Annotated in this window: 25 protein-coding genes, 1 tRNA gene and 1 pseudogene; 15 read left to right on the plus strand and 12 right to left on the minus strand. The window is 34.0% G+C overall.

Annotated features, from left to right (window positions below; genetic code table 11):
• The first annotated feature begins 37 nt into the window (after window positions 1–37).
• The 8 genes from AB8B65_RS13745 (at window position 38) to AB8B65_RS13780 (ending at window position 5,361) form a co-directional block, all read left to right on the plus strand.
• Window positions 38–925, plus strand: a complete 888-nt coding sequence (locus AB8B65_RS13745) for a dienelactone hydrolase family protein (protein ID WP_405301694.1) — start codon at window positions 38–40, stop codon at window positions 923–925.
• A 114-nt stretch (window positions 926–1,039) separates the two neighbouring features.
• A complete protein-coding gene (locus tag AB8B65_RS13750) occupies window positions 1,040–1,492 on the plus strand; it encodes a hypothetical protein (protein WP_405301695.1) in 453 nt (150 codons plus the stop codon).
• Window positions 1,493–1,565: 73 nt separating this feature from the next.
• Complete coding sequence (locus AB8B65_RS13755) at window positions 1,566–2,351, plus strand: hypothetical protein (RefSeq protein ID WP_405301696.1); 786 nt, start codon at window positions 1,566–1,568, stop codon at window positions 2,349–2,351.
• Window positions 2,352–2,357: 6 nt separating this feature from the next.
• Window positions 2,358–2,885, plus strand: a complete 528-nt coding sequence (locus tag AB8B65_RS13760; protein ID WP_405301697.1) for a hypothetical protein — start codon at window positions 2,358–2,360, stop codon at window positions 2,883–2,885.
• Window positions 2,886–2,954: 69 nt separating this feature from the next.
• Window positions 2,955–3,674: a phytanoyl-CoA dioxygenase family protein gene (locus tag AB8B65_RS13765; protein WP_405301698.1), complete on the plus strand. Its 720-nt coding sequence runs from the start codon at window positions 2,955–2,957 to the stop codon at window positions 3,672–3,674.
• A gap of 54 nt (window positions 3,675–3,728) precedes the next feature.
• Window positions 3,729–4,064, plus strand: coding sequence for a thioredoxin family protein (locus AB8B65_RS13770; protein WP_405301699.1), 336 nt, complete (start codon window positions 3,729–3,731; stop codon window positions 4,062–4,064).
• A gap of 115 nt (window positions 4,065–4,179) precedes the next feature.
• Window positions 4,180–4,713, plus strand: coding sequence for a TPM domain-containing protein (locus AB8B65_RS13775; RefSeq protein WP_405301700.1), 534 nt, complete (start codon window positions 4,180–4,182; stop codon window positions 4,711–4,713).
• A gap of 120 nt (window positions 4,714–4,833) precedes the next feature.
• A complete protein-coding gene (locus AB8B65_RS13780; protein ID WP_405301702.1) occupies window positions 4,834–5,361 on the plus strand; it encodes a TPM domain-containing protein in 528 nt (175 codons plus the stop codon).
• Window positions 5,362–5,477: 116 nt separating this feature from the next.
• On the opposite strand, the gene AB8B65_RS13785 is transcribed toward AB8B65_RS13780, so the two are convergent.
• On the minus strand, window positions 5,478–6,881 hold the full coding sequence (locus AB8B65_RS13785) for an FAD-dependent oxidoreductase (protein ID WP_405301704.1): 1,404 nt from the start codon (window positions 6,879–6,881) through the stop codon (window positions 5,478–5,480).
• Between the two features lies 1 nt (window position 6,882).
• A complete protein-coding gene (gene kynU / locus AB8B65_RS13790; RefSeq protein WP_405301706.1) occupies window positions 6,883–8,178 on the minus strand; it encodes a kynureninase in 1,296 nt (431 codons plus the stop codon).
• Between the two features lie 88 nt (window positions 8,179–8,266).
• On the opposite strand from kynU, the gene AB8B65_RS13795 reads away from it, so the two are divergent.
• Window positions 8,267–8,908, plus strand: coding sequence for an O-methyltransferase (locus AB8B65_RS13795; protein ID WP_405301707.1), 642 nt, complete (start codon window positions 8,267–8,269; stop codon window positions 8,906–8,908).
• 554 nt (window positions 8,909–9,462) lie between these two features.
• On the opposite strand, the gene AB8B65_RS13800 is transcribed toward AB8B65_RS13795, so the two are convergent.
• The 6 genes from AB8B65_RS13800 to AB8B65_RS13825 form a co-directional block, all read right to left on the minus strand.
• Window positions 9,463–10,977 (minus strand): S8 family peptidase, encoded by a 1,515-nt coding sequence (locus AB8B65_RS13800; RefSeq protein ID WP_405301708.1) that lies wholly within the window; start codon window positions 10,975–10,977, stop codon window positions 9,463–9,465.
• A 37-nt stretch (window positions 10,978–11,014) separates the two neighbouring features.
• The gene (locus AB8B65_RS13805) at window positions 11,015–11,578 is read right to left on the minus strand and encodes a phosphatase PAP2 family protein (protein ID WP_405301709.1); all 564 of its coding nucleotides are present in this window, start codon (window positions 11,576–11,578) and stop codon (window positions 11,015–11,017) included.
• Window positions 11,578–11,850 carry a twin-arginine translocase TatA/TatE family subunit gene (locus AB8B65_RS13810; RefSeq protein ID WP_405301710.1) on the minus strand — a complete coding sequence of 91 codons (273 nt, stop codon included), beginning with the start codon at window positions 11,848–11,850 and terminating at the stop codon, window positions 11,578–11,580. Before AB8B65_RS13810 ends, AB8B65_RS13805 begins: the two co-directional genes overlap by 1 nt.
• A gap of 101 nt (window positions 11,851–11,951) precedes the next feature.
• Window positions 11,952–14,219, minus strand: a complete 2,268-nt coding sequence (locus tag AB8B65_RS13815; protein WP_405301711.1) for a M1 family metallopeptidase — start codon at window positions 14,217–14,219, stop codon at window positions 11,952–11,954.
• Between the two features lie 63 nt (window positions 14,220–14,282).
• A complete protein-coding gene (locus AB8B65_RS13820) occupies window positions 14,283–14,783 on the minus strand; it encodes a DUF6702 family protein (protein WP_405301713.1) in 501 nt (166 codons plus the stop codon).
• A gap of 83 nt (window positions 14,784–14,866) precedes the next feature.
• Window positions 14,867–15,631 (minus strand): carboxypeptidase-like regulatory domain-containing protein, encoded by a 765-nt coding sequence (locus tag AB8B65_RS13825; RefSeq protein WP_405301714.1) that lies wholly within the window; start codon window positions 15,629–15,631, stop codon window positions 14,867–14,869.
• 155 nt (window positions 15,632–15,786) lie between these two features.
• On the opposite strand from AB8B65_RS13825, the gene pepE reads away from it, so the two are divergent.
• Window positions 15,787–16,491: a dipeptidase PepE gene (gene pepE, locus AB8B65_RS13830; protein WP_405301716.1), complete on the plus strand. Its 705-nt coding sequence runs from the start codon at window positions 15,787–15,789 to the stop codon at window positions 16,489–16,491.
• A 46-nt stretch (window positions 16,492–16,537) separates the two neighbouring features.
• On the opposite strand, the gene AB8B65_RS13835 is transcribed toward pepE, so the two are convergent.
• From AB8B65_RS13835 to AB8B65_RS13845, 3 genes are all read right to left on the minus strand, one after another.
• Complete coding sequence (locus AB8B65_RS13835; RefSeq protein ID WP_405301717.1) at window positions 16,538–16,693, minus strand: hypothetical protein; 156 nt, start codon at window positions 16,691–16,693, stop codon at window positions 16,538–16,540.
• Window positions 16,694–16,800: 107 nt separating this feature from the next.
• A tRNA-Gly gene (locus AB8B65_RS13840) sits at window positions 16,801–16,873 on the minus strand.
• Between the two features lie 50 nt (window positions 16,874–16,923).
• Window positions 16,924–17,349 carry a GNAT family N-acetyltransferase gene (locus tag AB8B65_RS13845; protein WP_405301718.1) on the minus strand — a complete coding sequence of 142 codons (426 nt, stop codon included), beginning with the start codon at window positions 17,347–17,349 and terminating at the stop codon, window positions 16,924–16,926.
• A gap of 68 nt (window positions 17,350–17,417) precedes the next feature.
• On the opposite strand from AB8B65_RS13845, the gene AB8B65_RS13850 reads away from it, so the two are divergent.
• From AB8B65_RS13850 to AB8B65_RS13865, 4 genes are all read left to right on the plus strand, one after another.
• On the plus strand, window positions 17,418–17,891 hold the full coding sequence (locus AB8B65_RS13850; RefSeq protein WP_405301719.1) for a GNAT family N-acetyltransferase: 474 nt from the start codon (window positions 17,418–17,420) through the stop codon (window positions 17,889–17,891).
• 158 nt (window positions 17,892–18,049) lie between these two features.
• A complete protein-coding gene (locus AB8B65_RS13855; RefSeq protein ID WP_405301720.1) occupies window positions 18,050–18,781 on the plus strand; it encodes a M15 family metallopeptidase in 732 nt (243 codons plus the stop codon).
• Window positions 18,782–18,817: 36 nt separating this feature from the next.
• On the plus strand, window positions 18,818–19,576 hold the full coding sequence (locus AB8B65_RS13860; protein WP_405301721.1) for a M48 family metalloprotease: 759 nt from the start codon (window positions 18,818–18,820) through the stop codon (window positions 19,574–19,576).
• A 270-nt stretch (window positions 19,577–19,846) separates the two neighbouring features.
• The gene (locus tag AB8B65_RS13865) at window positions 19,847–20,014 is read left to right on the plus strand and encodes a hypothetical protein (protein ID WP_405301722.1); all 168 of its coding nucleotides are present in this window, start codon (window positions 19,847–19,849) and stop codon (window positions 20,012–20,014) included.
• Between the two features lie 72 nt (window positions 20,015–20,086).
• Here AB8B65_RS13865 and AB8B65_RS13870 read toward each other — a convergent pair whose 3' ends face one another.
• On the minus strand, window positions 20,087–20,485 hold the full coding sequence (locus AB8B65_RS13870; RefSeq protein WP_405301723.1) for an ankyrin repeat domain-containing protein: 399 nt from the start codon (window positions 20,483–20,485) through the stop codon (window positions 20,087–20,089).
• Window positions 20,486–20,829: 344 nt separating this feature from the next.
• Between AB8B65_RS13870 and AB8B65_RS13875 the strand changes: the two are divergent.
• Window positions 20,830–21,533: pseudogene (locus tag AB8B65_RS13875) on the plus strand (2,3-bisphosphoglycerate-independent phosphoglycerate mutase); the annotation flags it as partial.

Raw genomic sequence — 21,533 nt, forward strand, 5'->3', positions numbered from 1 at the left:
TTCCGTAACTTTAGATCAACCAAAAAAACCTTAAATCATGAGCGAACTTAAAAAAGAAGACATCAAACAAGAAGTGTTCGATTTGTATGACGATTATGCGCATAGTAAAATTGGACGTCGTCAGTTTATGGAACGACTTTCCTTATATGCCGTAGGAAGTGTTACGGTTGGTGCTTTGTTAAGTTTTATGTCGCCTAATTACAGAACTACAGCGCAAGTTGCGAAAGATGATCCGAAGTTACAATCAGATTATATTATGTACAATTCTCCAAAAGGTGGCGGCGAGATAAAAGGCTTACTTTCCTTACCAAAAGACACAAAAACAAAAGTCCCTGGTGTGATTGTAGTCCATGAAAATAGAGGATTGAATCCGTATATTGAAGATGTTGGAAGACGTACAGCAATGGAAGGTTTTATAAGTTTGGCACCTGATGCATTGTCACCTTTAGGCGGTTATCCAGGAAATGATGATGATGGAAGAACGATGCAGAAAAAACGTGATCGAAATGAAATGTTAGAAGATTTTATTGCTGCGTTCGAATATTTAAAGAAACATCCAAACTGTAATGGAAAAGTAGGTGTTGTTGGTTTTTGTTTTGGCGGATGGATTTCGAATATGATGGCTGTGAAATTAGATGATTTGTATGCTGCAGTTCCTTTTTATGGCAGACAACCAAACGACGAAGATGCTGCCAAAGTAAAAGCGCCTTTGTTGTTACAATATGCAGATTTGGACAAACGTGTCAATGCAGGATGGGAAGCATACGAAAAAGTACTAAAAGCTAATAAAATTGATCATAAAGCACATTTTTATCCGAATGTAAACCATGGTTTTCACAACAATACAACACCGCGTTACGACAAAAAAGCGGCGACATTGGCTTGGACACGCACTATTGCATTTTTTAAAGAGAAGTTGGTGTAGCATATTTGAAAAGAATAAAAAAGTGGTGGAAGTTTTGGTAAAAATTGAAGAACAGTCAAAAATTAGCGTAAAAAAAAATTGCACATCTCTTAACGACTATTTAAAATTAAAAAAATGAATCTTTGGAAACTAAAATATAATACTACCAGAGTTAAACTCATTAAAACACTACAGTATTTAAAATATAGAATTAAGACTTTTTTAGGATTTAAAACAGTTGGTTTCGAAGAACCAATGAGTCTAGTTGCATTTAATATATTAAAAAAGCATGACCTCTCTAAGTTTACTATGTCAATTGCAAACTACCCGAAAAGTTTAGAAGCGTATGACCTTGAAAAAGAACATGCTACTGCTTTACGGATTAATGGAGAAGATTGTTTAACCATTCATCTTAGTCCAAAAGAAAAGCAAGTAAAATTAACTATTGGAAAAAATATACGCGGTTACATCAGTAATGAGTCTCAACTAGCCATTGAAAACAAAATGATGCAACATGTATCAAAAAATGAAATCCTTTCTGGATTAGAGATTGGCTTGAAAAAAATTAAACAATGTATTGTTGATTAAAGTTCTAAATAAGCTGCGATTCATATATTTGGTTTTTCATTCATCAAACTTTTAAACTCCCTTAAAACTTAGCATGCAAAAAGAAATTAATACCGAAAACTGTACATTTTATACAAAAAGAGCTATTGGAATTGCCACATTTATTGGCGGACCTATCGCTGCAGGCTACCTAGTGAGCGAAAACTACAAACAATTACAAGAAACACAGAAAGGAAACAATATCCTTATCATTTCAATTGCTGTTACCATTGCACTTTTTGTACTTATATTTTCAATTCCAGAAAACATCATAGCCAAAGTTCCAAATGTAATTTTGCCTGCAATCTATACTGGTATTATCGTTGTTTGGGCAGAGCAAGCTTTTGGAGGTATTTTTAAACAACATGAAGAAAACAACTATCCTTTTTATTCAATATGGCGCGCTGTAGCAGTTGGTATTGTGTCTTTATTAATTTTAGTGCTTAGTATTTTTGGATTCATCTATTTCTCAACAGATGTGAAAGCGGAGAATTTATATATCGCTAAAATGGAAAAGTTTCATACAAATGAAGACGAATTAATGATTGCGTATGTAAAAGCTCGAATGGACAGTGATTTTGGACTTATTCTTGCCTTGAATAAAGAAGTAATTCCAAAATGGAAAGAAAATATTGAAATTGTAAAGCAAGCAAGTACGATTGAAAACTTACCTGCAGATTTGATTGCGCACAACAAAAAAGTTTTGATTTACAGTGAATTGCGATTAAAATTATATGAGCTGACGAAAAAAGCGCTTAGTGAACATACCGATAAATACAATTTGCAGTTAACCATTTTAGACGAAGAAATTGCAAGACAAACGAAAGCCATAAATGAATAAAAAACAATGACCTTCCACGAAAGACTTGAAGACTACCTAAACTCCATTCTCAATTTTAATTGGAAAACCTTTAGCACACTTCCCTTTAGAGAACAGTTGAGCGATTGGAATTCGCTATTAGGTCAGTTTGATCGCTTGATTAGAGAAGAACACAAATTGAACGGTATTGACTTTCCTATAACGACTACGATGGTTCGGATATATTCAAAACATTTTGAAAAACTTCCTATAGAAAGTAGTTTGTATACTAAGATTAATAAACAGCTTATTTCCTCACGCTTGTATGATTTTATTTTGGATTTGGAGTTTGAAGAAGTACTGAAAAAATCAACAGCTGCTTGCGATTGTAAACTTCGACATGAATATCATAAAAAGCCTACTACAGAAAATTTAAAGGAAGTAAAAGTTTTGTTTGATGGCTACTATAATCATACACTATTTGAATGTACTAAATGTAATTTTCAATGGATTTCGTATGTGTCAGATGATTCTACAGGAGAAACTATTTATGAGAAGCATGAAGAGACAATTTAGTATGAAATCATTTCTAAATTATAAATAACTACCAAATTCATCACTATATTTGTTTAAGACACAAACACCTTGAACCAAAACACCACTCATATAAATTCACTAAATAAAAACGGCTTTGCAGTACTAGATAACATGTATCTTGATTCAGAGATTGCAAAGGTTATTGACTGTATTGAAAAAGCTACTGCTGAACAAGAACTAGCAGAAAGCTCCAAAAATTTATTCGCCATAAGACAAGTTATCACCAAAATTCCAGCGTTGAAACCGTTGGTATTTACAAAAAAACTTCACGAATTATTAGCTACTCTTTTTGATGCACCTTATTTTTTGACAAAAGCAATTTATTTTGATAAACCTAGTGAATCTAATTGGTTTGTAGCCTATCATCAAGATTTGAGTATTTCTGTAGATCGAAAAGAAGACGTTTCAAACTATAAGAATTGGACATTTAAAAAAGGGCAATTTGGCGTACAACCACCACTAACAATTTTAGAAAATATTGTTACGATACGCGTTCATTTAGACAAAACCGAAAAAGAAAATGGCGCATTAAAACTAATTCCAAATTCACATCTAAAAGGAATTTTCAGACCTGAAACAATTGATTGGAAAACCGAAACCGAACATATTTGTGAAGTTGAAAAAGGTGGCGTCATGTTAATGAAACCGTTAACGCTTCATGCATCTAACAGAACCACAAATCACAAACAAAGACGTGTATTACACTTAGAATTTAGTTCAAAACAACTTGCAAAATCAATGCATTGGTTAGAATATTGTGAGTTGTAATTGTTGAATTTCTTTAAAATTCAATATCTTACTGTCAACATTAAAACCAACACCATGAAATTTGTAACCACAATGCTATTTTGCTTGTTTATTACTTGCAATCTTCAAGCACAAAAAACAGGGAAACATGTTAAAACGGACAGCCATAATTTACGATGGTATTTAGATTACCAAAAAGCAAAAAAAGTAAGTGCTGAGCTAGAAAAACCAATGTTACTATTTTTTACAGGTTCCGATTGGTGTGGTGCTTGCATTGAATTAGAAAAGAATTATTTTTCTAAAAATGCCTTTATCAAATTGGCCGAAAAATTTGTTTTGGTAGAACTAGATTTTCCATCAAAAAAAGAATTGGTACGAGAAAAATATATTGACGATTATATGATGTTGTGAAAAAAACACAAAGAAAATTTATACCAACTTGATAAAAGCAGCTTTGGAAGCTATGATGTAACATTTTATTATAAACCTAGACTAAACTATTTATATATCAATTAAGCAGTAATTTATGCACTATAAAAACATATTCATCCTTTGCTTTTTACTTTTAAGTATCTCTTGTGTTACTGAAAAAAAAGAAACGTTTCCTGAAACAAATAGAGAATATACTAATACTATTTTTCCGAAACCTATTGGATTTATTAATGATTTTGAAGACATTTTTTCGGAAGCAGAAGAAACAAACTTACTTAACTTAGTAAAAGCGCATGAAGCGGAGACGACCAATCAAATTGCTTTGGTAACCATTGACGATTTAAAAACTTATGACAACATTCAAGAGTATTCTTTTGCGCTGGCAAATTATTGGGGCGTTGGATTAAAAGACAAAAATAATGGTGTTTTAATTACGATTAGTAAAAGAAATAGAATGCTTTGGATTCAGAATGGAGATGGTATTATTAGTGAATTAACCGACGCAGAAACAAAGTATATTGTTGATACACAAATAATTCCGTCATTTCAAAATAATGATTATTATACTGGAACACGTAAAGCTATTGAAGCTATTATTAAAGAGTTGACAAAGACTGATGACAAATAGACAGAATCATTAAATTCTAAGTTTTTGTTTAAAAATTCTAACTTTATATTGATAAAAATTAACAATATATAATTGAATTTCTTATCTTGCAAAGACCCAAATCGATCTCAATAGCCTATTATGAAATTCAAAAGCCTACTCTTTTGTTTGCTCATCACACTTTGTATTAGTTGTGAAGCAACTCACCAAGTGCACTCCAAATCATTTATTGGTAAACATGCAGCTAAGGCAAACTTCCCTATGCCTGTTGGACTTGTTAATGATTTTGACAATATTTTATCTGACGAACAAGAAGCTAAATTAATAGAGGTAATTAAGAGTTACAAAACCGAAACAAACCAAGAAATTGTGATTGTTACGTTGACTTCTATTCAAGATTATTCAGGATTGGCAGAGTATTCTTTAGATTTGGCAAATCATTGGGAAATTGGAGAAAGCGATCAAGAAAATGGTGTTTTAATTGCATTGTACATGAAAGATCGCCGTGTATGGATTCATAATGGAATTGGCGTATTACAACAACTTACCGATGAAGAAAGTTTAGAAATCATAAATAAAATTATTGTGCCAGAGTTTAAAAAAGATGACTTTTACAATGGTTTTCAAAAAGGCATCAAAGCTGTTATTGATGAATTAAGTTCTTACTAAATATTTGTAAATTACCAAAAGAACCATTTTAAAAGTTTTCAAGCGTTCATGCTAAACATCTATCCGTTTGCTGAAATTTTCAACTTTTAAGATGGTTTTATTTTTTGAAAGAACAATTAATGCTTCATCGTTTTGGCAACATTGTCTTCGTCTAAAATTTCGTTGGTTTCTGCTTGTACTTTTTTCAGAATTTCTTGTAAATCAGCTGTTGTATCAATTTCATCATCTGCAATCATATTCAACAATGCTTTATCTTGCGCACGTCCAATTTCCATCGCTTTACTATACGGAATATCTTCATTAAACGTTACCATTGAATATTTAGAAAAATACTGTGCTGGAAAGTTCTTTTCCAAGTCCATTTCCAGTTTTCGCTTATCTTTAAAAATCGGATTTGCTACATGATCGCGCATTTCATAATAATTATCAATGGCTAAATCAGCAATAGCATCTGTATCTTTTTTGCGTGCTTTTTCGTACACTTTAAAAACGGTTTCCCAATTGCCTTCATGTTTGTCTAAAATCTGGTTAAACACTACAACATCTTCAAAAGAAGCATTCATCCCTTGTCCATAAAACGGCACAATTGCATGCGCAGCATCGCCCATTAATAAGGTATTATTTTTATACGACCACGGCGAACATTTTACGGTTCCTAACGGCGCAGTTGGGTTTTCAAAGTATTCTTTGGTCAACTCCGGAATCAATGGAACTAAATCTGGAAATTGCGCTTCAAAAAATTCCTGTACACGCGCTTCCGTCGTTAAATTGTTGAAGTTGTATTCGCCTTCATCATACGATAAAAACAAGGTTACTGTAAAACTTCCATCCAAGTTTGGCAAAGCAATAATCATAAAATCGCCTCGTGGCCAAATATGCAATGCGTTTTTTTCTGTGCGAAATCCGCCTGCTGCCGTTGGAGGAATACTTAATTCTTTATATCCGTGACTGAGATAATTCTGCGAATAGCTAAATAAAAATTTACGCTCCAAGTAATAACTTTTTCGTAAAATTGAACCTGCACCATCTGTTCCGATAATAACATCGGCACTGACTTGCATTTCTTTTTTGGTTTCGTAACAATAGAACGTTGCTATATTTCCCTCAATATCAATTCCCGTACATTTTTTATTGAACGTTATATCAACCGCTTCATGTTCTTCTGCTTCTGTGAGTAAAAGTGCATTTAGATCGCCTCGCGAAATCGAATTGATATATTCGTCATCACGACCAGAATAATTAGACATGAACGTGTTGCTTTCAATATCGTGTACCAAACGTCCATGCATCGGAATACATAATGGCATCACTTTATCCGTAATTCCTACCATATTCATGGCTTTAATTCCTCTATCTGAAAATGCTAAATTGATCGATCTTCCCGCAGAAATATCTACTTTTCGTAAATCGGGACGACTTTCCATTACGGTAACTTTATAACCGCGTTGTCCTAAACGCAGTGCTAATAATGAACCGCACAATCCTGCGCCAACTATGAGTATATTTTCTTTCGTTTGCATGTTATAAGCATTTTTTAAGTTCGTCTACCATTTTGTAAACATCTTCAAAAGTATTGTATAATGGAACTGGCGCACAGCGAATTACATCTGGTTCGCGCCAATCGGAAATAATATGTTTATCCATCAATTTTTGATGTAATGATTTGTCAGCATTTTTCACTTGAATCGATAATTGACAACCTCTTTCAGCTGGATTTGAAGGTGTAATTATTTTAATGCGATCGGTTGCAACTTCATTAATTAAATATTCAAAATACGCTGTTAACTTTTCCGATTTCTCGCGCAAAGCGTCCATTCCAACCTCATCAAACATATCGAGCGAAGCTTTAATTGCTGCCATTGATAATATTGGCGGATTACTCAATTGCCAACTTTCAGCACCTGGAATTGGATTAAAGTCAAATCGCATATTAAAACGCGTTTCCTTATCATGTCCCCACCAACCTGCAAATCGGTTCAATTCTTTATTATGTGCATGTCTTTCATGAACGAACAAGCCTGCCAAACTTCCAGGCCCAGAATTCATGTATTTATATGTACACCAAGCGGCAAAATCTACGTTTGAATCGTGTAAATTCGGTTGAATATTTCCTGCGCCATGTGCCAAATCAATTCCGACCATGGCACCTTTTGCATGTCCGAGTTCAGCTATTTTTTTTATGTCTAAATATTGTCCTGTATAGTAATTTACGCCACCAATCATCAACAAGGCAATTTCGTCACCTTCAGCTTCCAACATCGCTTCTAAATCTTCTATACGAAGCAATTCTTCGCCTTCGCGTGGTTTCCACTCTAACAATCCTTCTTTTGGATCGAATCCATGAAATTTTAATTGCGATTCTACCGCATATCGATCTGATGGAAACGCATCACTTTCAATGACAATTTTATATTTGGTTTTTGTGGGTTGATAGAAAGAAACCATCAATAAGTGTAAATTCGTCGTCAATGTATTCATTATCACGACTTCTATTGGCTTTGCTCCTACTATTTTTGCCATGTTTTCGGTAAGAAACTCATGATAAGGCATCCAAGGGTTTTTAGCATCAAAATGACCTTCTACACCTAAGTTTGCCCAATCTTTTAGCTCTTGCTGAATGTATTCTTGAGTTACTTTTGGTTGCAATCCGAGTGAATTTCCACAGAAATATAACCATTCATTCCCGTTAGCATCTTTCGGAATGTGAAATTTTGTTCGGTAACTTTTCAGCGGATCTTTTGCGTCTTGTGCTTGCGCGAACGCCAATGTATTTTGAAACATATTGAATGCTATTTTTACCAAAAATACGTATTCCATTTTGGTAATAAAAAGATATCTATCATTTTGTAATTTACTTTTGCGGGATTATTTTTTAAATTGATATTTTTGTGCAAATTCAATTGTTATGCATTTTATTTCAGAAGCTTTAGATGAATATGTAGTTGCACATTCTGAGAACGAACCCGATTTGTTGAAAGCCTTAACGCGCGAAACCTACCAAAAGGTATTGCAACCGCGTATGTTGAGCGGACATTATCAGGGAAGAGTGCTGAGTATGTTGTCAAAAATAATAGCGCCAAAAACTATTTTAGAGATCGGAACGTACACAGGTTATTCCGCTTTGTGCTTGGCGGAAGGAATGCAGAAAGATGGCGCTTTACACACCATTGATATCAACGAAGAGTTGCACGATTTTCAACGCAAGTATTTTGATGCTTCTCCGTATGGAGATCAAATGCATCAGTATACGGGAGATGCTTTGGAGATTATTCCAACTTTAGATACAAAATTCGATTTGGTTTTTATTGATGCTGACAAACCTAATTATCCAGCGTATTTTCATGCGATTATTAAAAAGATGCATCCGAAAGGTGTCATTTTATCTGACAATGTTTTATGGAGCGGAAAAGTGATTGAACCAGTTCATGACAGAGATATTTCCACAAGAGCTTTGCTAAAATATAATTCACTTTTAAAAAAAGATCCACGCGTAGAAACCGTTTTATTACCTATTAGAGATGGATTGACGATTAGTCGAGTGTTGTAGTTGATTGTCGGTTGTCGGTTAAGTTATTTACTTCCAGCTTTTTTTCAAGGGTTAAACTGTTAAGCTTATAAACTTCTTTGTTACCTGTTGTTTGTTGATTCTTTAATTCGTTGATTTGTTTTCTACATTTAGTTTCAAACCTTAAACTCATAAATTTCAAAACGTCTTTTTCGAGTGATTTTCGGAGAAAATTGTATCGAGAAATACTACGATACAATAAGCTATTTGAATTCAAAGTATTTCTCGATACAATTTTTCATTTCGCTTTGCTCAATTTAAAATCGAAAAGACGTATTGATTATATAACATCATTACGAGAAAATCCATCTACCTAAAAATACCTCATCAATAAAAGAAAGAGAACTCTTCCTACGACGAGTCTATTTCAATGATTTATATACAAACTAAAGTGTTGTCTTTGTAAAAATGCGAGATCCCGATTTTCATCGGTATTAGAAAGACTTCTCAAAATTGAGTTTCACAAAAATTAAAAAAACTCTCGCCATTACGACGAGAGTTTCTCCCTATTTACTAAACTAAATATGCCAACTGTTCTATTGAACTGCTTGCAATGCGTCTATATTTCCATATCCATACTGAGAGTTTTTGTTTGGATAGAAATCTGCAGATTGTTTCAATCTGTTTAATACTTGCGTTTTTGACCAGCTTGGATGTCTTGACCATACTAAAGCCGCAATTCCTGCTGTTGTTGCCGTTGCTACTGACGAACCACCTACATAATCGGTTTGGTTGTTATAGTAACTTAATACTGGCGTTGTTCTACTTCCGTTACCATCACGTTGCATTACCACGGTGAAATCAATTTTGCTTCCTTTGTGGCAAATATCGCATTCTTCATAGAAGTTTGCATCAGTTACTCCTGTTACGGCAACTGTTTCACTCATTGATGCTGGAAATATAACTCCTACAAAGTTAGTAAAACTTGTTGAAGTTCCACCCGCTGCGAAGATTAATTTTCCTCTATTATTTGCATATCGCACCGCATCCTTGATTCTACCTACAGAAAAGATGTGTCCAATAGACATAGAAATGATCTTTACATCGCTTCTATTTCCTAATGCCGTTAATGCATTAGCCACACCTCTTTGCTCGTGATAACCGTTTAAAAGTACATTTTTTGTTCCACGATAGCTAATTAAATTTGCATTATATGCAACTCCAACTGGCATACCATTGTTATTTCGTGGTGCAGTAGCTACAGCTGTCATGCTTGTTCCGTGCCCGCAACGATCATTTGGCCCATCAGTTCTTCTTGACCAAGGCCATACTGAATCTACATACGTACCATATTTTTGAACGTATCTTCCTGAAGAATATCCATCGTTAAAGTTTCCATTCATTAGGGAGTTGTTTGGTGTTAAACCAGTGTCAATTACACCAATTCCAACACCAGCTCCAGTACTATAATTCCAAGCCGACACAATGTTATTCTCATAAAATGTCCAAGGTACTTTTGCTCCTGGCGCTACCGTTGTATAATCTGCTGGGTTTAGCGTTGCTGATTCATATCCGCAACCAGCTCCGGATTTTGCAGTTACTTCATGGTCTAAGTATCTGTAACCTGCTGGTTCAATGTAGCGGATTCCTTTTTGAGCTAATAAATCTTGTACAGTAGCCAAGTCTTCAATTTTTACATCGATGATATTGAGTTTGTCATCTTCTTCAATTAAGAAATCTTTTACTTTCTTTTGTCCATTGCTTTCTACTGCGGCAATTCGTTGAATGAGTCGGTTTTTTATTCCTTCTGCATTCGAAGTTTCTTTGTTGAAATCATTTTCATCATCTCCATATCCAATGGTTAAAATTTGATCTCCATGAACGGTAGCACTCCATATTGTATGTGCGTCCATGTTTGTCCATTCAAACAGTTCACGATTAGAAATGGTTTCGTTGATTTTCGCGTTAATTTGAGTTGGTGTAAGTGGCGTACGTTGTACTAAAACAACATTGCTTTCTTCTTCTATGGTATCGATTGGTGCATCGTTAGAACAAGAAATTACGCCGAAAGCAGCTATAAACACAGCTAGTTTCAGGTTAAGATTTTTCATGCTTTATTGTTGATTGGTTAAAATTTTAACGAATATATTAATAAATTCGTAATTTTACTATGCGTGCATTGCAAATTCGATGAAATGCAACTCCAATCATAATTCCTACAATAATTCCCATGATGATATCAGATGGATAGTGTACACCAAAATACAGTCGACTATATATGAAGAGTACTGGCCATATATATAGTAGTCGAATCCAATTAAAAACATTTTTTAGCATTAAAACTAAGAAAGTAGTAAATGCCACTGAAACAGTTGCATGCCCTGAGAAGAAACTATAGTTTTCTGGCTGTATGATGATGTTAATAAATGGCGCTACGGTAGGATCGTTACAAGGTCGCATACGCTCTACACCTATTTTTACAAGCTCTACAATGAGTAATGAAGATACTAAGATTAATATTCCGAATCCAATAATATATCGAGCTTTATCTAAAGAGAATTTCTTGTAGATTTTATAAAATATAAAGAGTAATAATGGAATCCAATAGACGAAACTTGTTATAAAAAGCCAAAAGGCTTCAAACTTCATATCGCCTAAATTATTTAAGTAGATGAGTAATTCTTTATCGTATGTAAGTAATCCATCGAGCATTAGAATTGCCTTTTGATAGGTCCAGACATGTCTTCGATATCTTCTTTTACTTTGTTTATTTCATTTTGAACATCGCTTGCAATGTCTGTATCTATTGCGTTATCTTCTGCACTTTTTTGAATTTCATGTTTTATTTCGTTGGTTGCATCTTTTAGTTGACGCATTCCTTTTCCTAAACCGCGCGCAATTTCAGGAATTTTATCCGCACCAAACACCATAACTACAATCAGCATGATTACAAATATTTCTCCACCACTAATAAATAATGTCATATTTTGTTCAATTATTATACAAATATAATCAAGTAAATAGTATGATATAAAAAAACCAGCAATTAAGCTGGTTTTTTTAGTTTTTTATTTTGCAATAGTAGTTATTGCTTTACTTTGTCTTCTTTAAATTTATTGAAGTCTGATTGTCCATTTTCGTTTGGCCATACATTGTTTGTAACATCAATGTCAGCAGTTTCAAGTTTTGGATCTAATTGTAAGTTTTTGATTTTTTTGTCTGATGCAATTACAATTTTTGCACGCGCATCATTTTTTCTCCAAATTTGAACAGGATATTTCATCATTTCTGTCGTTCCATCTTCATACGTACATTCAACAATAATTGGCATTACTAAACCACCTGGCTTGTTGAAAGCTACTTCATAAAAATATTTTGGATCGTCCATTGCAGCTCTTTCTTCCGAAGAGAAGTTATCCATTAAATATTCTTTAAGCGTTTCGTCATTCTTAATAACCGATTTCCCTTCGTTTTCTTTTACATAACTATCGTCATCTTCTGGCACAAAATATACAAAAGTTCCTCTTCCAGTTTTACGCGTTCCTACTTGGTATTTTTTTACGCTTTCAATTCCGATATCTACAAAGTCAGTTGTGTAAAACCATCCTCTCCAAAACCAATCTAAATCAATTCCTGAAGCATCTTCCATTGTTCTAAAAAAGTCTTCTGGAGTTGGGTGTTTAAACATCCAACGTTGTGCATAGGTTTTAAATGCGTGATCAAATGCTTCATGTCCCATTATTGTTTCACGAAGAATGTTTAATCCAGTTGCAGGCTTTCCATAAGCATTTGGACCTAATTGGAATACGTTTTCTGGGTTTGACATTATTGGCGATAAACGATCTTGTCCACCTTTCATGTAAGGAACAATTTTAGAAGCTTCACCTCTACGCGAAGGATATTTTCCTCCTGTTGACGATACCGATTCTGGATGCGCCTTTGCAAAGTCTTGCTCTGCTAAGTATTGCATAAAAGTATCTAAACCTTCGTCCATCCATCCCCATTGACGCTCATCTGAGTTTACAATCATTGGGAAAAAGTTGTGTCCTACTTCGTGAATAATTACACTGATCATTCCAAATTTTGTGCGTTCTGAATACGTTCCATCTTCACTTGGACGTCCGTAATTCCAGCAAATCATAGGATATTCCATTCCTTGATTTTTAGCATGTACAGAGATTGCTTTGTGATATGGATAACCGAATGTGTGATTTGAATATGTTTTTAAAGTACTTACTACTGCTTTAGTTGAGTATTCTTCCCAAAGTGGATTTCCTTCTTTCGGATACATTGAAACTGCCATTACCTTTTTACCATTAATGTTTACAGCTTGCATGTCCCAGATAAATTTACGTGACGATGCAAAAGCAAAATCTCGTACATTTTCAGCGTTAAATTTCCATGTTTTCTTTTTGTTTGAAAAGTCTTTTTCAGCAGCTTCTGCTTCTTCTTGTGTTACAATAATTACAGGCTTATCATAAGATTTTGAAGCACGTTCGTAACGCTTCATCATTTCTTTTGAGTATACGTTTTTTCTATTTTGCAGCTCTCCTGTTGCATCTAAAACGTGATCAGCAGGTACTGTAATATTTACTTCGTAGTTTCCAAATGGCAATGCAAATTCACCATTCCCCCAAAATTGATAGTTTTGCCATCCTTCTACATCATTGTAGACAGCCATACGAGGAAAGAATTGTGCAATTACATACGCACGGTTTCCATCTTTTGAGAAAAATTCGTATCCAGAGCGACCTCTTTTTGTAACGTGATTGTTAATATTGTACCACCATTTGATAGAGAAAGATACTTTGTCTCCCGACTCTAATGCTTGTGGTAAATCAATACGCATCATCGTTTGATTGATGGTAAAGTTCATTGGTTTTCCTTTGGCATTTTTCACATAATCGATATTGAATCCACCATCAAAAGGATCGGCAACATAACTATTTATAAATGTAGATGTACGTTGCAAACGTGGAACACGTCCTCCATTTTTAAGTTTTGCTTGTGAGTTCTTGGCACGTACATTTTGATCTAATTGTACCCAAAGGTATTCTAAATCGTCTGGAGAGTTGTTTGTATACGTAATTGTTTCTACTCCGTATAACTTTTGATTTTTATCATCCAACTCAATGTCCATTTCATAATCGGCTTGTTGTTGGTAATATGCTTTTCCAGGAGCTCCGGAAGCTGTTCTGTACATATTTGGAGTTGAGAACTCTTGATAGAGTTGTCGAAACTTATTATTATTAATATGTCCCTGTGGCTTTTTGTCTTTTGTAGTTTCTTGTGCTATGACAAGATTTGCTCCCATAAATAGGAAAGCAAGAATGTAAAGATGTATACGTTTCATTAGGTTTGTAAAATAGGTTTGTGTTTTTCAGACACTAAAAGTAACCATTTTGAAAATTTTTTGTTAAAATTTTAACAAACCTTTATCGTTTTCTTTCACTAATAATAAGCTTTTGCGTGTATTGTTGACTTTTGCGTGTACTAAATTCTGCTGATCGTCCTCTATTTCATACAAAACTCTGTTTTCTATTTCTAGGGAATTTACTATGTCAACCGCTTCAATCTCTAAATAACATACAGCAACATCCTCTTCATATTTTTTTCCAAGAAAGTTAAATGACCTTAATCCGCCATTTACCCAAATCTTTATTTTTTTAGTAAGATACTTTTGCATCATTCCCTCTACTACTTTTGTTTCTTTTTCAGTAGTCAACTCTTCTTTAAGATCGTAACGTTCATTTAAAACATGCTGAAAATCATCAATAAAAATTCGAGTTGTAATTTGTAATGTTTTTTCAGATGTGTTGTGTTCAATATTCATAACACTTACATAAAATTTATGTGCGCTTGTAAATGCCAATAGCGGAATGGCTATACATAGAAGAATTATTTTTTGAATTTTCATAAATGTATACGACGTTTATAGTATTGCGACAAAGATATCCAAAAAGCATTCCAATTTAGAAATTTAAAGCTGTATCTGCTGTTTTAATTTTTTGTTTTGATCGTTTCCAGATATTCCTTGCTTTCTTTTACCATAAAATCAATCATTAAGAATTCATTTTTAGTAAGAAAAATATCTTCAGGCGGCATTTGATCATCACAATGATATAAGAAAGCACTGATTTGATCTTTTGGAATTCCTAAGTTTTCCGTGAAAAATTCATCTTTGTAGCGATAACGAATTTCGTTAAAACTAGTACGTTCATAAATAGGTTTTGCTTTTTCCCTTCTCCCTTTTTTCTTTTTGAAAATAGCATTCGCAAGCATTCCAACCAATCCAAGAATGTTTGCTCCTTGAAAATTTGTTTGCCCTAACGCTTCATTTTTCACTTCCGAATATCGGTCATCTGCAAATTGATAGTCTTTGTATTTTGTAATTTGTTTTTCTTGAAAGTCTAAAAATTTATCTTGATTTTCAGGACTAATCACCACTTCATCCAACGCTTCTATTTTTTCTTTCACCTCAACAACTAATCGATTATTATTGATAATTTTGTCTGTAATTACGATTTCTTGAATTGTATACTGAACAGAAGAAAAAATTAAAATGTCATCCTTTTTTACACGAATTTCAAACTCTCCTTTATTGTTTGTTACTGCGCCTTTACTTGTCGTATTATTTACAATATTAACACCTACTACTTTAACATTTCTGTAAATAACAGCACCACGTAAAATTTTACGTTCCGCATCTTGTGCAAACAGTAAAGTGGTAATAAAGAGAGAAAATAGAAGTAATTTTAGTTTCATATTGATGGTATTGTTGGTTAAATTGGTGTTGTTTTATTTTAAATATAAAGAACTTAATTTTTGTCCTTAAAAAAATGCCAACGGACATTAAACTTTTGTTAAAACCTTTTAATGATTACTTTTACAATTTAGTGTCCATTTTAGTTTTATAACTTATGAAAAACATCATAGCAGCTAGTACTTCCACAGTTCACGGAAGCGGTCCTTTAGGATATATCCTTGACGAACTTTCTTCGTTTTATAAAGATACGGAAGAAATTTTATTTATTCCCTATGCACGTCCTGGCGGAATTACACACGATGCATATACAAGCGCCGTTCAAAAAGCTTTTACCAACATAGGTAAAACATTGCGTGGCATTCATGAGTTTGAAAATCCTGTGGAAGCTATTACAAAAGCAAAAGGAATTTTTACTGGCGGCGGAAATACTTTTTTATTGGTTTCTCAATTATACAAGCAGGAAGTAATGCAACCGTTACGAGAAGCTATTTTTGATGGAACACCCTATTTAGGTACAAGCGCAGGAAGTAATATTTGCGGACTTACGATGCAAACGACAAATGATATGCCAATTATATATCCGCCAAGTTTTAAAACGCTAGGTGTAATTCCTTTTAACATCAATCCACATTATTTAGACCCAATTGAAGGCAGTACGCACATGGGCGAAACGCGCGAAACACGAATTAAAGAGTTTCATAAATTTAATACGCTTCCTGTGGTAGGAATTAGAGAAGGAAGTTGGGTTCGTGTCAAAGGCGATAAAGTTACGCTTGAAGGTACACACAGCGCACGAATTTTTGAACAAGGCAACACACCTTACGAACTAGAAACTGGTTCTGAAATTATATTTTCATAAAAAAAAGCGATTGCTTGAGCTAACTCAACAACCGCTTTCGTTTTTACTACCTTTCTTCTTCAATACATCTTGGAAACTTCGTATGATCTGGGTCACAATGATCATAATGTGTTCCTTGTGCTCTTCCTCCATTTACTGTTGATAAATCGTAAATTGAAACTTTTGTAAAGTTTAACTTCTGTTTGAATTGTCTTTTTTTCATTTCATTTTTAATTTAAAGTTTATACCCTAAAACTAAAGATAGTTTCGAAATCTATTTACGGTTTTACCATAAAAAAAGCCGATTCATTTCTGAATCGGCTTTTGAAGAGCGAAAGACCGGGTTCGAACCGGCGACATTCAGCTTGGAAGGCTGACGCTCTACCAACTGAGCTACTTTCGCATTGCGGGTGCAAATATAGAAAAATAGAAACACCTTTTCCAAATAATTCTTTAGATTTTTTTCAAAAAATGATAGCCGCGCGCCACAAATCCCTGATTATAATAGAACTTATGCGATGGGAAATTTTCCACATACGTGTTTAATTCAATAGCCGTCACTCCTTTTTCTTTCCCATATGCTTCAATCCATTGGAATAATTGTGCACCAATTCCTTTGCTTTGGTAATTTCCTTCAATATATACATGATCTGGCTCAAAACTTTTTCCGCAGTAATGGCGCGTCATACTCCACAAGCCAAAACAACCAATTATTTGCTCGTGATCATAAATAGCGAATGCTTCATAATTTTGAGACAACATTTCTTCAAATCGCTCCGCTAACAAATCCATCGGAACTTTTTGATGATTCATAATATCAAGATACGGCAAAATGATCTTAGCTTCTTCCCTATCAAGTAACTTAAACGTAATTTGCATGTTGTAAATTTTTATTCAAAAATAATTTATTTCGATCAAAAGCAACTCCCAAATTAGTTATACTTTTGATGGATTGTATATATTTTGTGAATATGGAAACTTCCAAATCTAGCATTAAAGAAATTACCGCAACAACTGCTTTTAAAGTACGTCATCCTGTATTGCGCGAAGGAAAACCAATAGATTCTTGTCAATTTACAGGAGACGATTTTCCAACTACGTTTCATTTAGGCTATTACATACATGACGAATTGGTTGGCGTAGTCACTTTAATGAAAAATTCATATAAAGAGTTAGATCACAAAAACGCGTATCAGTTGCGCGGCATGGCCGTTTTAACAAATTTTCAAAAACGCGGTATTGGTGATGCATTGGTAAAAAAAGCGGAAGAAATGATTCTCGCTCGTGGCGGAACGTTTATTTGGATGAACGCACGCGAAATTGCCGTACGATTCTACGAAAAATTAGGATATACAAAGCATGACGTTCCGTTTACCATTCCGAAAATTGGACTACATTTTGTTATGATTAAGACATTGTAGATTGAAAATTATTGTTTTATTTTAAATCCCTTAAAACGTATTGAACAAAAAATAGGCACTAACTTGCAAAAAAAATACCACTCAATCAGCTAACGAAAATACAAGGACTTCAAAAATTTACTATCTTTCGTTTGATAAATTATTAAAATCACTTCAACTTGAATAGAAAAAACTTCACAAAGCTATTAGGATTGGGCGCTGTTGCCTTGCACAGTTTTCCAAGTATGGCATTCAATAAGAAAAATACAAATCCTTTAGAATTGATTGGAAAAGGAAATCCGACTGTTTTTGGAAAAGGATTTTCTTTACGAAAAGAAGCATACGACGCTTTTGTAAAAATGCGCGCAGCGGCTGCAAAAGAAGGTATTGACATTCATGTTGTATCCAGTTATCGCAATTATGCGCATCAAAATAGAATTTGGGAACGCAAGTACAAACGCTTTACCAAACAAGGATTATCTCCTATAAAAGCAATTAAAAAAATCATTACCTATTCTACGATTCCTGGAACTTCCAGACATCATTGGGCAACCGATATTGATATTATTGATAAGAATACAAAATATAGCGGCGATGTGTTGGTTCCAAGAAAGTTTCATGGTGACGGTCCATTTTGTAAACTTCGCGAATGGCTAGAAAAAAATGCAAACACCTATGGTTTTTATATTGTATATACCGATCGTGCCAACAGAAAAGGTTTTAAATACGAACCTTGGCATTACAGTTATGCGCCACTTTCAAAACCAATGTTGAAGGAATACCGAAAATTGAACGTAAAAGAAATGCTCCAAGCAGAAAAACTAATGGGAAGCGAGCATTTTAACGAAGCGTTTATCAATTCATATATTAAAGAAAATATTCTAGATATCAATCCAGAATTACTATCATAAGGTTTGTATTTTAGAGAACATCATATTTAACATATCATGAGAGGAAATAATGTAAAAATTAGATTGTTGATCGGACTTGCCATTGTCGCATTTGCTTTTTTTAAGAAATGTACAAACCGTGAAACAAACCAATATACAGGACGTACGCAAACCATCAATATGAGTATTGAGAAAGAGATTGCTATCGGTTTTCAAAATCGAAATGCCATGGCAAATGAATATGGCGGATTGTATCCTGATCCTGGCGCACAAGCACGTGTAGATATGATTGGCGCAAAATTAGTAAACATGAGTATGGCAAAAGAATCTGGTTACCAATTTGAATTTCATTTGCTTGCCGATAATCGATCAATTAACGCATTTGCCTTGCCTGGCGGACAAATTTTTATCACCAATGCTTTGTATAGTAAATTGGACGATGCACAATTGGCTGGCGTATTAGGACATGAAATTGGACACGTGTTAGGACGACATTCCGCAGAACGAATTGCAGAATCAGACTTTTGGCAAACCGTTACCGCAGGCGCTTCAGTTGGTGCTGATATGGGAAATTTAGTTGGTAGTATGGGACAGAATAAGTTACTTAAAAATGGGCGTAACGATGAAATAGAAAGTGATAAACTTGGCGTAGAATTGATGATGTACTCTGGTTACAATCCAGAAGCAATGATTGAAGTTATGCAAATTTTAAAAGCGGCAGCAGGTCCAAATAGAGTTCCTGAGTTTCAAAGTACACATCCCGATCCAGATAATAGAATTGAGAAAATTAAGGAAGTGATTGATTCTTATAGGTAATCCGTTAGATCGCGCTATGCGCTGTTAGAGGTTGTTGGGTATTAGGTATTAGGTATTAGGAAAATACTTTTACATTTAATATTTAGCGTTTTAAATTTCGTCAATTCGTTTTTTGTCAATTCATAAATTCGAAGTTTCAGACTATACTTTGATAACAATTCAACATTTAGCATTTAAAATATATAACTTCAAAAAACGATGGTAAAACAGTAACTACAGGTTTATTTTTCTTTTTATATTTCTCATTAGTAAACTTTTAATTAGAAAACCATGAAAAAAAAGAGAAACCAATTGTGTTTAAACAAGAAACAAGTGAGCAAACTGAATCAATCAGTAATTAATGGAGGAAGACCTGGACCTTCTAGACAATGTCCTGTAGAAACCATTAATATTACTAGATGTTACGGAGCCAATCAGTGTCAAAAATGGCCAGTTTAAAATTGATGTTATTGCAAAAAACAAAAGCCGTTTCTGTACAGAAACGGCTTTCTTATTTAGGTAATCTTGCAATTATTTTGAAGCGCTCTCTAACACTTTTTTAGCTTTCAATGCTTTAGAGATTTTTGCATAATCTATAGCAGTACGCCCACTATTGTCTTTTGCATCAACTTTCGCACCATTTTCTAATAATAAATTAATAATATCAACTCTGTTGTAACGAGCCGCATACATTAATGGTGTTTTTCCGTTGGAAGTTTTGTTTACATTTTCTCCAAATTGAATCATTTTTTTTACCGTATCAAAGTCACCTTTTGCAATAGCAATGCAAAAAGAATTTACTTTTACAATGCTGGTTACTGTTACTTTGTTTGTGGTTACTGTTGCTGATTCGTCATTTGTTTCAGTTGCGTTAGCCGTAGTGAATGAAGCTCCTACTATAAGAGCGATCATAAAGATTGTTTTTTTCATAATGTTTGTTGTTTTTTTTAATTGATGAATATTGATTTGTGTAATTTGATTATGCTAAAGAGACGACAGCAATCAGAAATTGTTGCAACAAATTTTTAATTATAACACTTCCTTAACTTTTTGCTGTAAAATCTGTTAAGGCGTTCTTAAAGAATAGAATTATGTTAAGAATTTGTATGGTTTTTTTAAGAGTTTCTTAATAGCTATTCTTTGATGCTTTTACAGAAAAGGCAGTCTTTTTTTGTGAATTTGATAAACCTTTGCGAAAAAGCCGCGTTTTTTGAGTTTGTGTTGTGTTATGTAATCAAATACACTTATTTTTATTTTTTAAAAAATTATCTCGCATGAATAAGAAAGTCATTTTAATGATTTTAGATGGATGGGGAAAATCGCCAAATCCGAAAGTTTCTGCCATTGCAAACGCAAATGTGCCATTTATCAATAGCTTATATACAAAATATCCAAACGCCAATTTATTGACTGACGGAATGAATGTCGGTTTGCCCGAAGGACAAATGGGAAATAGTGAAGTTGGACACATGAATTTAGGCGCAGGCCGCATTGTGTATCAAGATTTGGCTAAAATTAACTTAGCCATACAAAATGATACCCTAAAAGAAGAAGCTGTACTGAAAGAAGCATTACAACATGCAAAAGACCATCATAAAAAAGTTCATTTTTTAGGATTGGTTTCTGATGGTGGCGTACATTCACACATTAATCATTTGGAAGGTTTAGTCAATCTGGCAAGCAGTTATTCACTTGACAATGTATTTGTTCACGCCTTTACAGATGGTAGAGATGTTGATCCAAAATCTGGTAAGAATTTCATAGCGCGCACGGAAACGTTCTGCCGAAAGGCAAATGCAAAACTAGCAACAATTACAGGTCGCTATTATGCAATGGACCGAGATAAACGTTGGGAACGCGTACAATTAGCATACAATGCATTGGTGCATGGAAAAGGAACATTGAGTTCAAATGCGACACAAAGTATTCAAGAAAGTTATGATGCAGGTGTTACGGACGAATTCATTCAGCCAATTGT

The sequence above is a fragment of the Kordia sp. genome, from assembly GCF_045105435.1.
Taxonomy (GTDB): domain Bacteria; phylum Bacteroidota; class Bacteroidia; order Flavobacteriales; family Flavobacteriaceae; genus Kordia.

Excerpts from the sequence above, each read along its gene's own strand:
- AB8B65_RS13800 (WP_405301708.1), bottom strand. The coding sequence starts at position 10,977 with ATGAAAAATCTTAACCTGAAACTAGCTGTGTTTATAGCTGCTTTCGGC.
- AB8B65_RS13865 (WP_405301722.1), top strand. The coding sequence starts at position 19,847 with ATGAAAAAAAAGAGAAACCAATTGTGTTTAAACAAGAAACAAGTGAGC.
- kynU (WP_405301706.1), bottom strand. The coding sequence starts at position 8,178 with ATGGAATACGTATTTTTGGTAAAAATAGCATTCAATATGTTTCAAAAT.
- AB8B65_RS13755 (WP_405301696.1), top strand. The coding sequence starts at position 1,566 with ATGCAAAAAGAAATTAATACCGAAAACTGTACATTTTATACAAAAAGA.
- AB8B65_RS13870 (WP_405301723.1), bottom strand. The coding sequence starts at position 20,485 with ATGAAAAAAACAATCTTTATGATCGCTCTTATAGTAGGAGCTTCATTC.
- AB8B65_RS13775 (WP_405301700.1), top strand. The coding sequence starts at position 4,180 with ATGCACTATAAAAACATATTCATCCTTTGCTTTTTACTTTTAAGTATC.
- AB8B65_RS13805 (WP_405301709.1), bottom strand. The coding sequence starts at position 11,578 with ATGCTCGATGGATTACTTACATACGATAAAGAATTACTCATCTACTTA.
- AB8B65_RS13850 (WP_405301719.1), top strand. The coding sequence starts at position 17,418 with ATGGATTGTATATATTTTGTGAATATGGAAACTTCCAAATCTAGCATT.
- AB8B65_RS13770 (WP_405301699.1), top strand. The coding sequence starts at position 3,729 with ATGAAATTTGTAACCACAATGCTATTTTGCTTGTTTATTACTTGCAAT.
- pepE (WP_405301716.1), top strand. The coding sequence starts at position 15,787 with ATGAAAAACATCATAGCAGCTAGTACTTCCACAGTTCACGGAAGCGGT.
- AB8B65_RS13835 (WP_405301717.1), bottom strand. The coding sequence starts at position 16,693 with ATGAAAAAAAGACAATTCAAACAGAAGTTAAACTTTACAAAAGTTTCA.
- AB8B65_RS13750 (WP_405301695.1), top strand. The coding sequence starts at position 1,040 with ATGAATCTTTGGAAACTAAAATATAATACTACCAGAGTTAAACTCATT.
- AB8B65_RS13745 (WP_405301694.1), top strand. The coding sequence starts at position 38 with ATGAGCGAACTTAAAAAAGAAGACATCAAACAAGAAGTGTTCGATTTG.
- AB8B65_RS13780 (WP_405301702.1), top strand. The coding sequence starts at position 4,834 with ATGAAATTCAAAAGCCTACTCTTTTGTTTGCTCATCACACTTTGTATT.
- AB8B65_RS13825 (WP_405301714.1), bottom strand. The coding sequence starts at position 15,631 with ATGAAACTAAAATTACTTCTATTTTCTCTCTTTATTACCACTTTACTG.
- AB8B65_RS13810 (WP_405301710.1), bottom strand. The coding sequence starts at position 11,850 with ATGACATTATTTATTAGTGGTGGAGAAATATTTGTAATCATGCTGATT.
- AB8B65_RS13760 (WP_405301697.1), top strand. The coding sequence starts at position 2,358 with ATGACCTTCCACGAAAGACTTGAAGACTACCTAAACTCCATTCTCAAT.
- AB8B65_RS13795 (WP_405301707.1), top strand. The coding sequence starts at position 8,267 with ATGCATTTTATTTCAGAAGCTTTAGATGAATATGTAGTTGCACATTCT.
- AB8B65_RS13815 (WP_405301711.1), bottom strand. The coding sequence starts at position 14,219 with ATGAAACGTATACATCTTTACATTCTTGCTTTCCTATTTATGGGAGCA.
- AB8B65_RS13820 (WP_405301713.1), bottom strand. The coding sequence starts at position 14,783 with ATGAAAATTCAAAAAATAATTCTTCTATGTATAGCCATTCCGCTATTG.
- AB8B65_RS13785 (WP_405301704.1), bottom strand. The coding sequence starts at position 6,881 with ATGCAAACGAAAGAAAATATACTCATAGTTGGCGCAGGATTGTGCGGT.
- AB8B65_RS13845 (WP_405301718.1), bottom strand. The coding sequence starts at position 17,349 with ATGCAAATTACGTTTAAGTTACTTGATAGGGAAGAAGCTAAGATCATT.
- AB8B65_RS13860 (WP_405301721.1), top strand. The coding sequence starts at position 18,818 with ATGAGAGGAAATAATGTAAAAATTAGATTGTTGATCGGACTTGCCATT.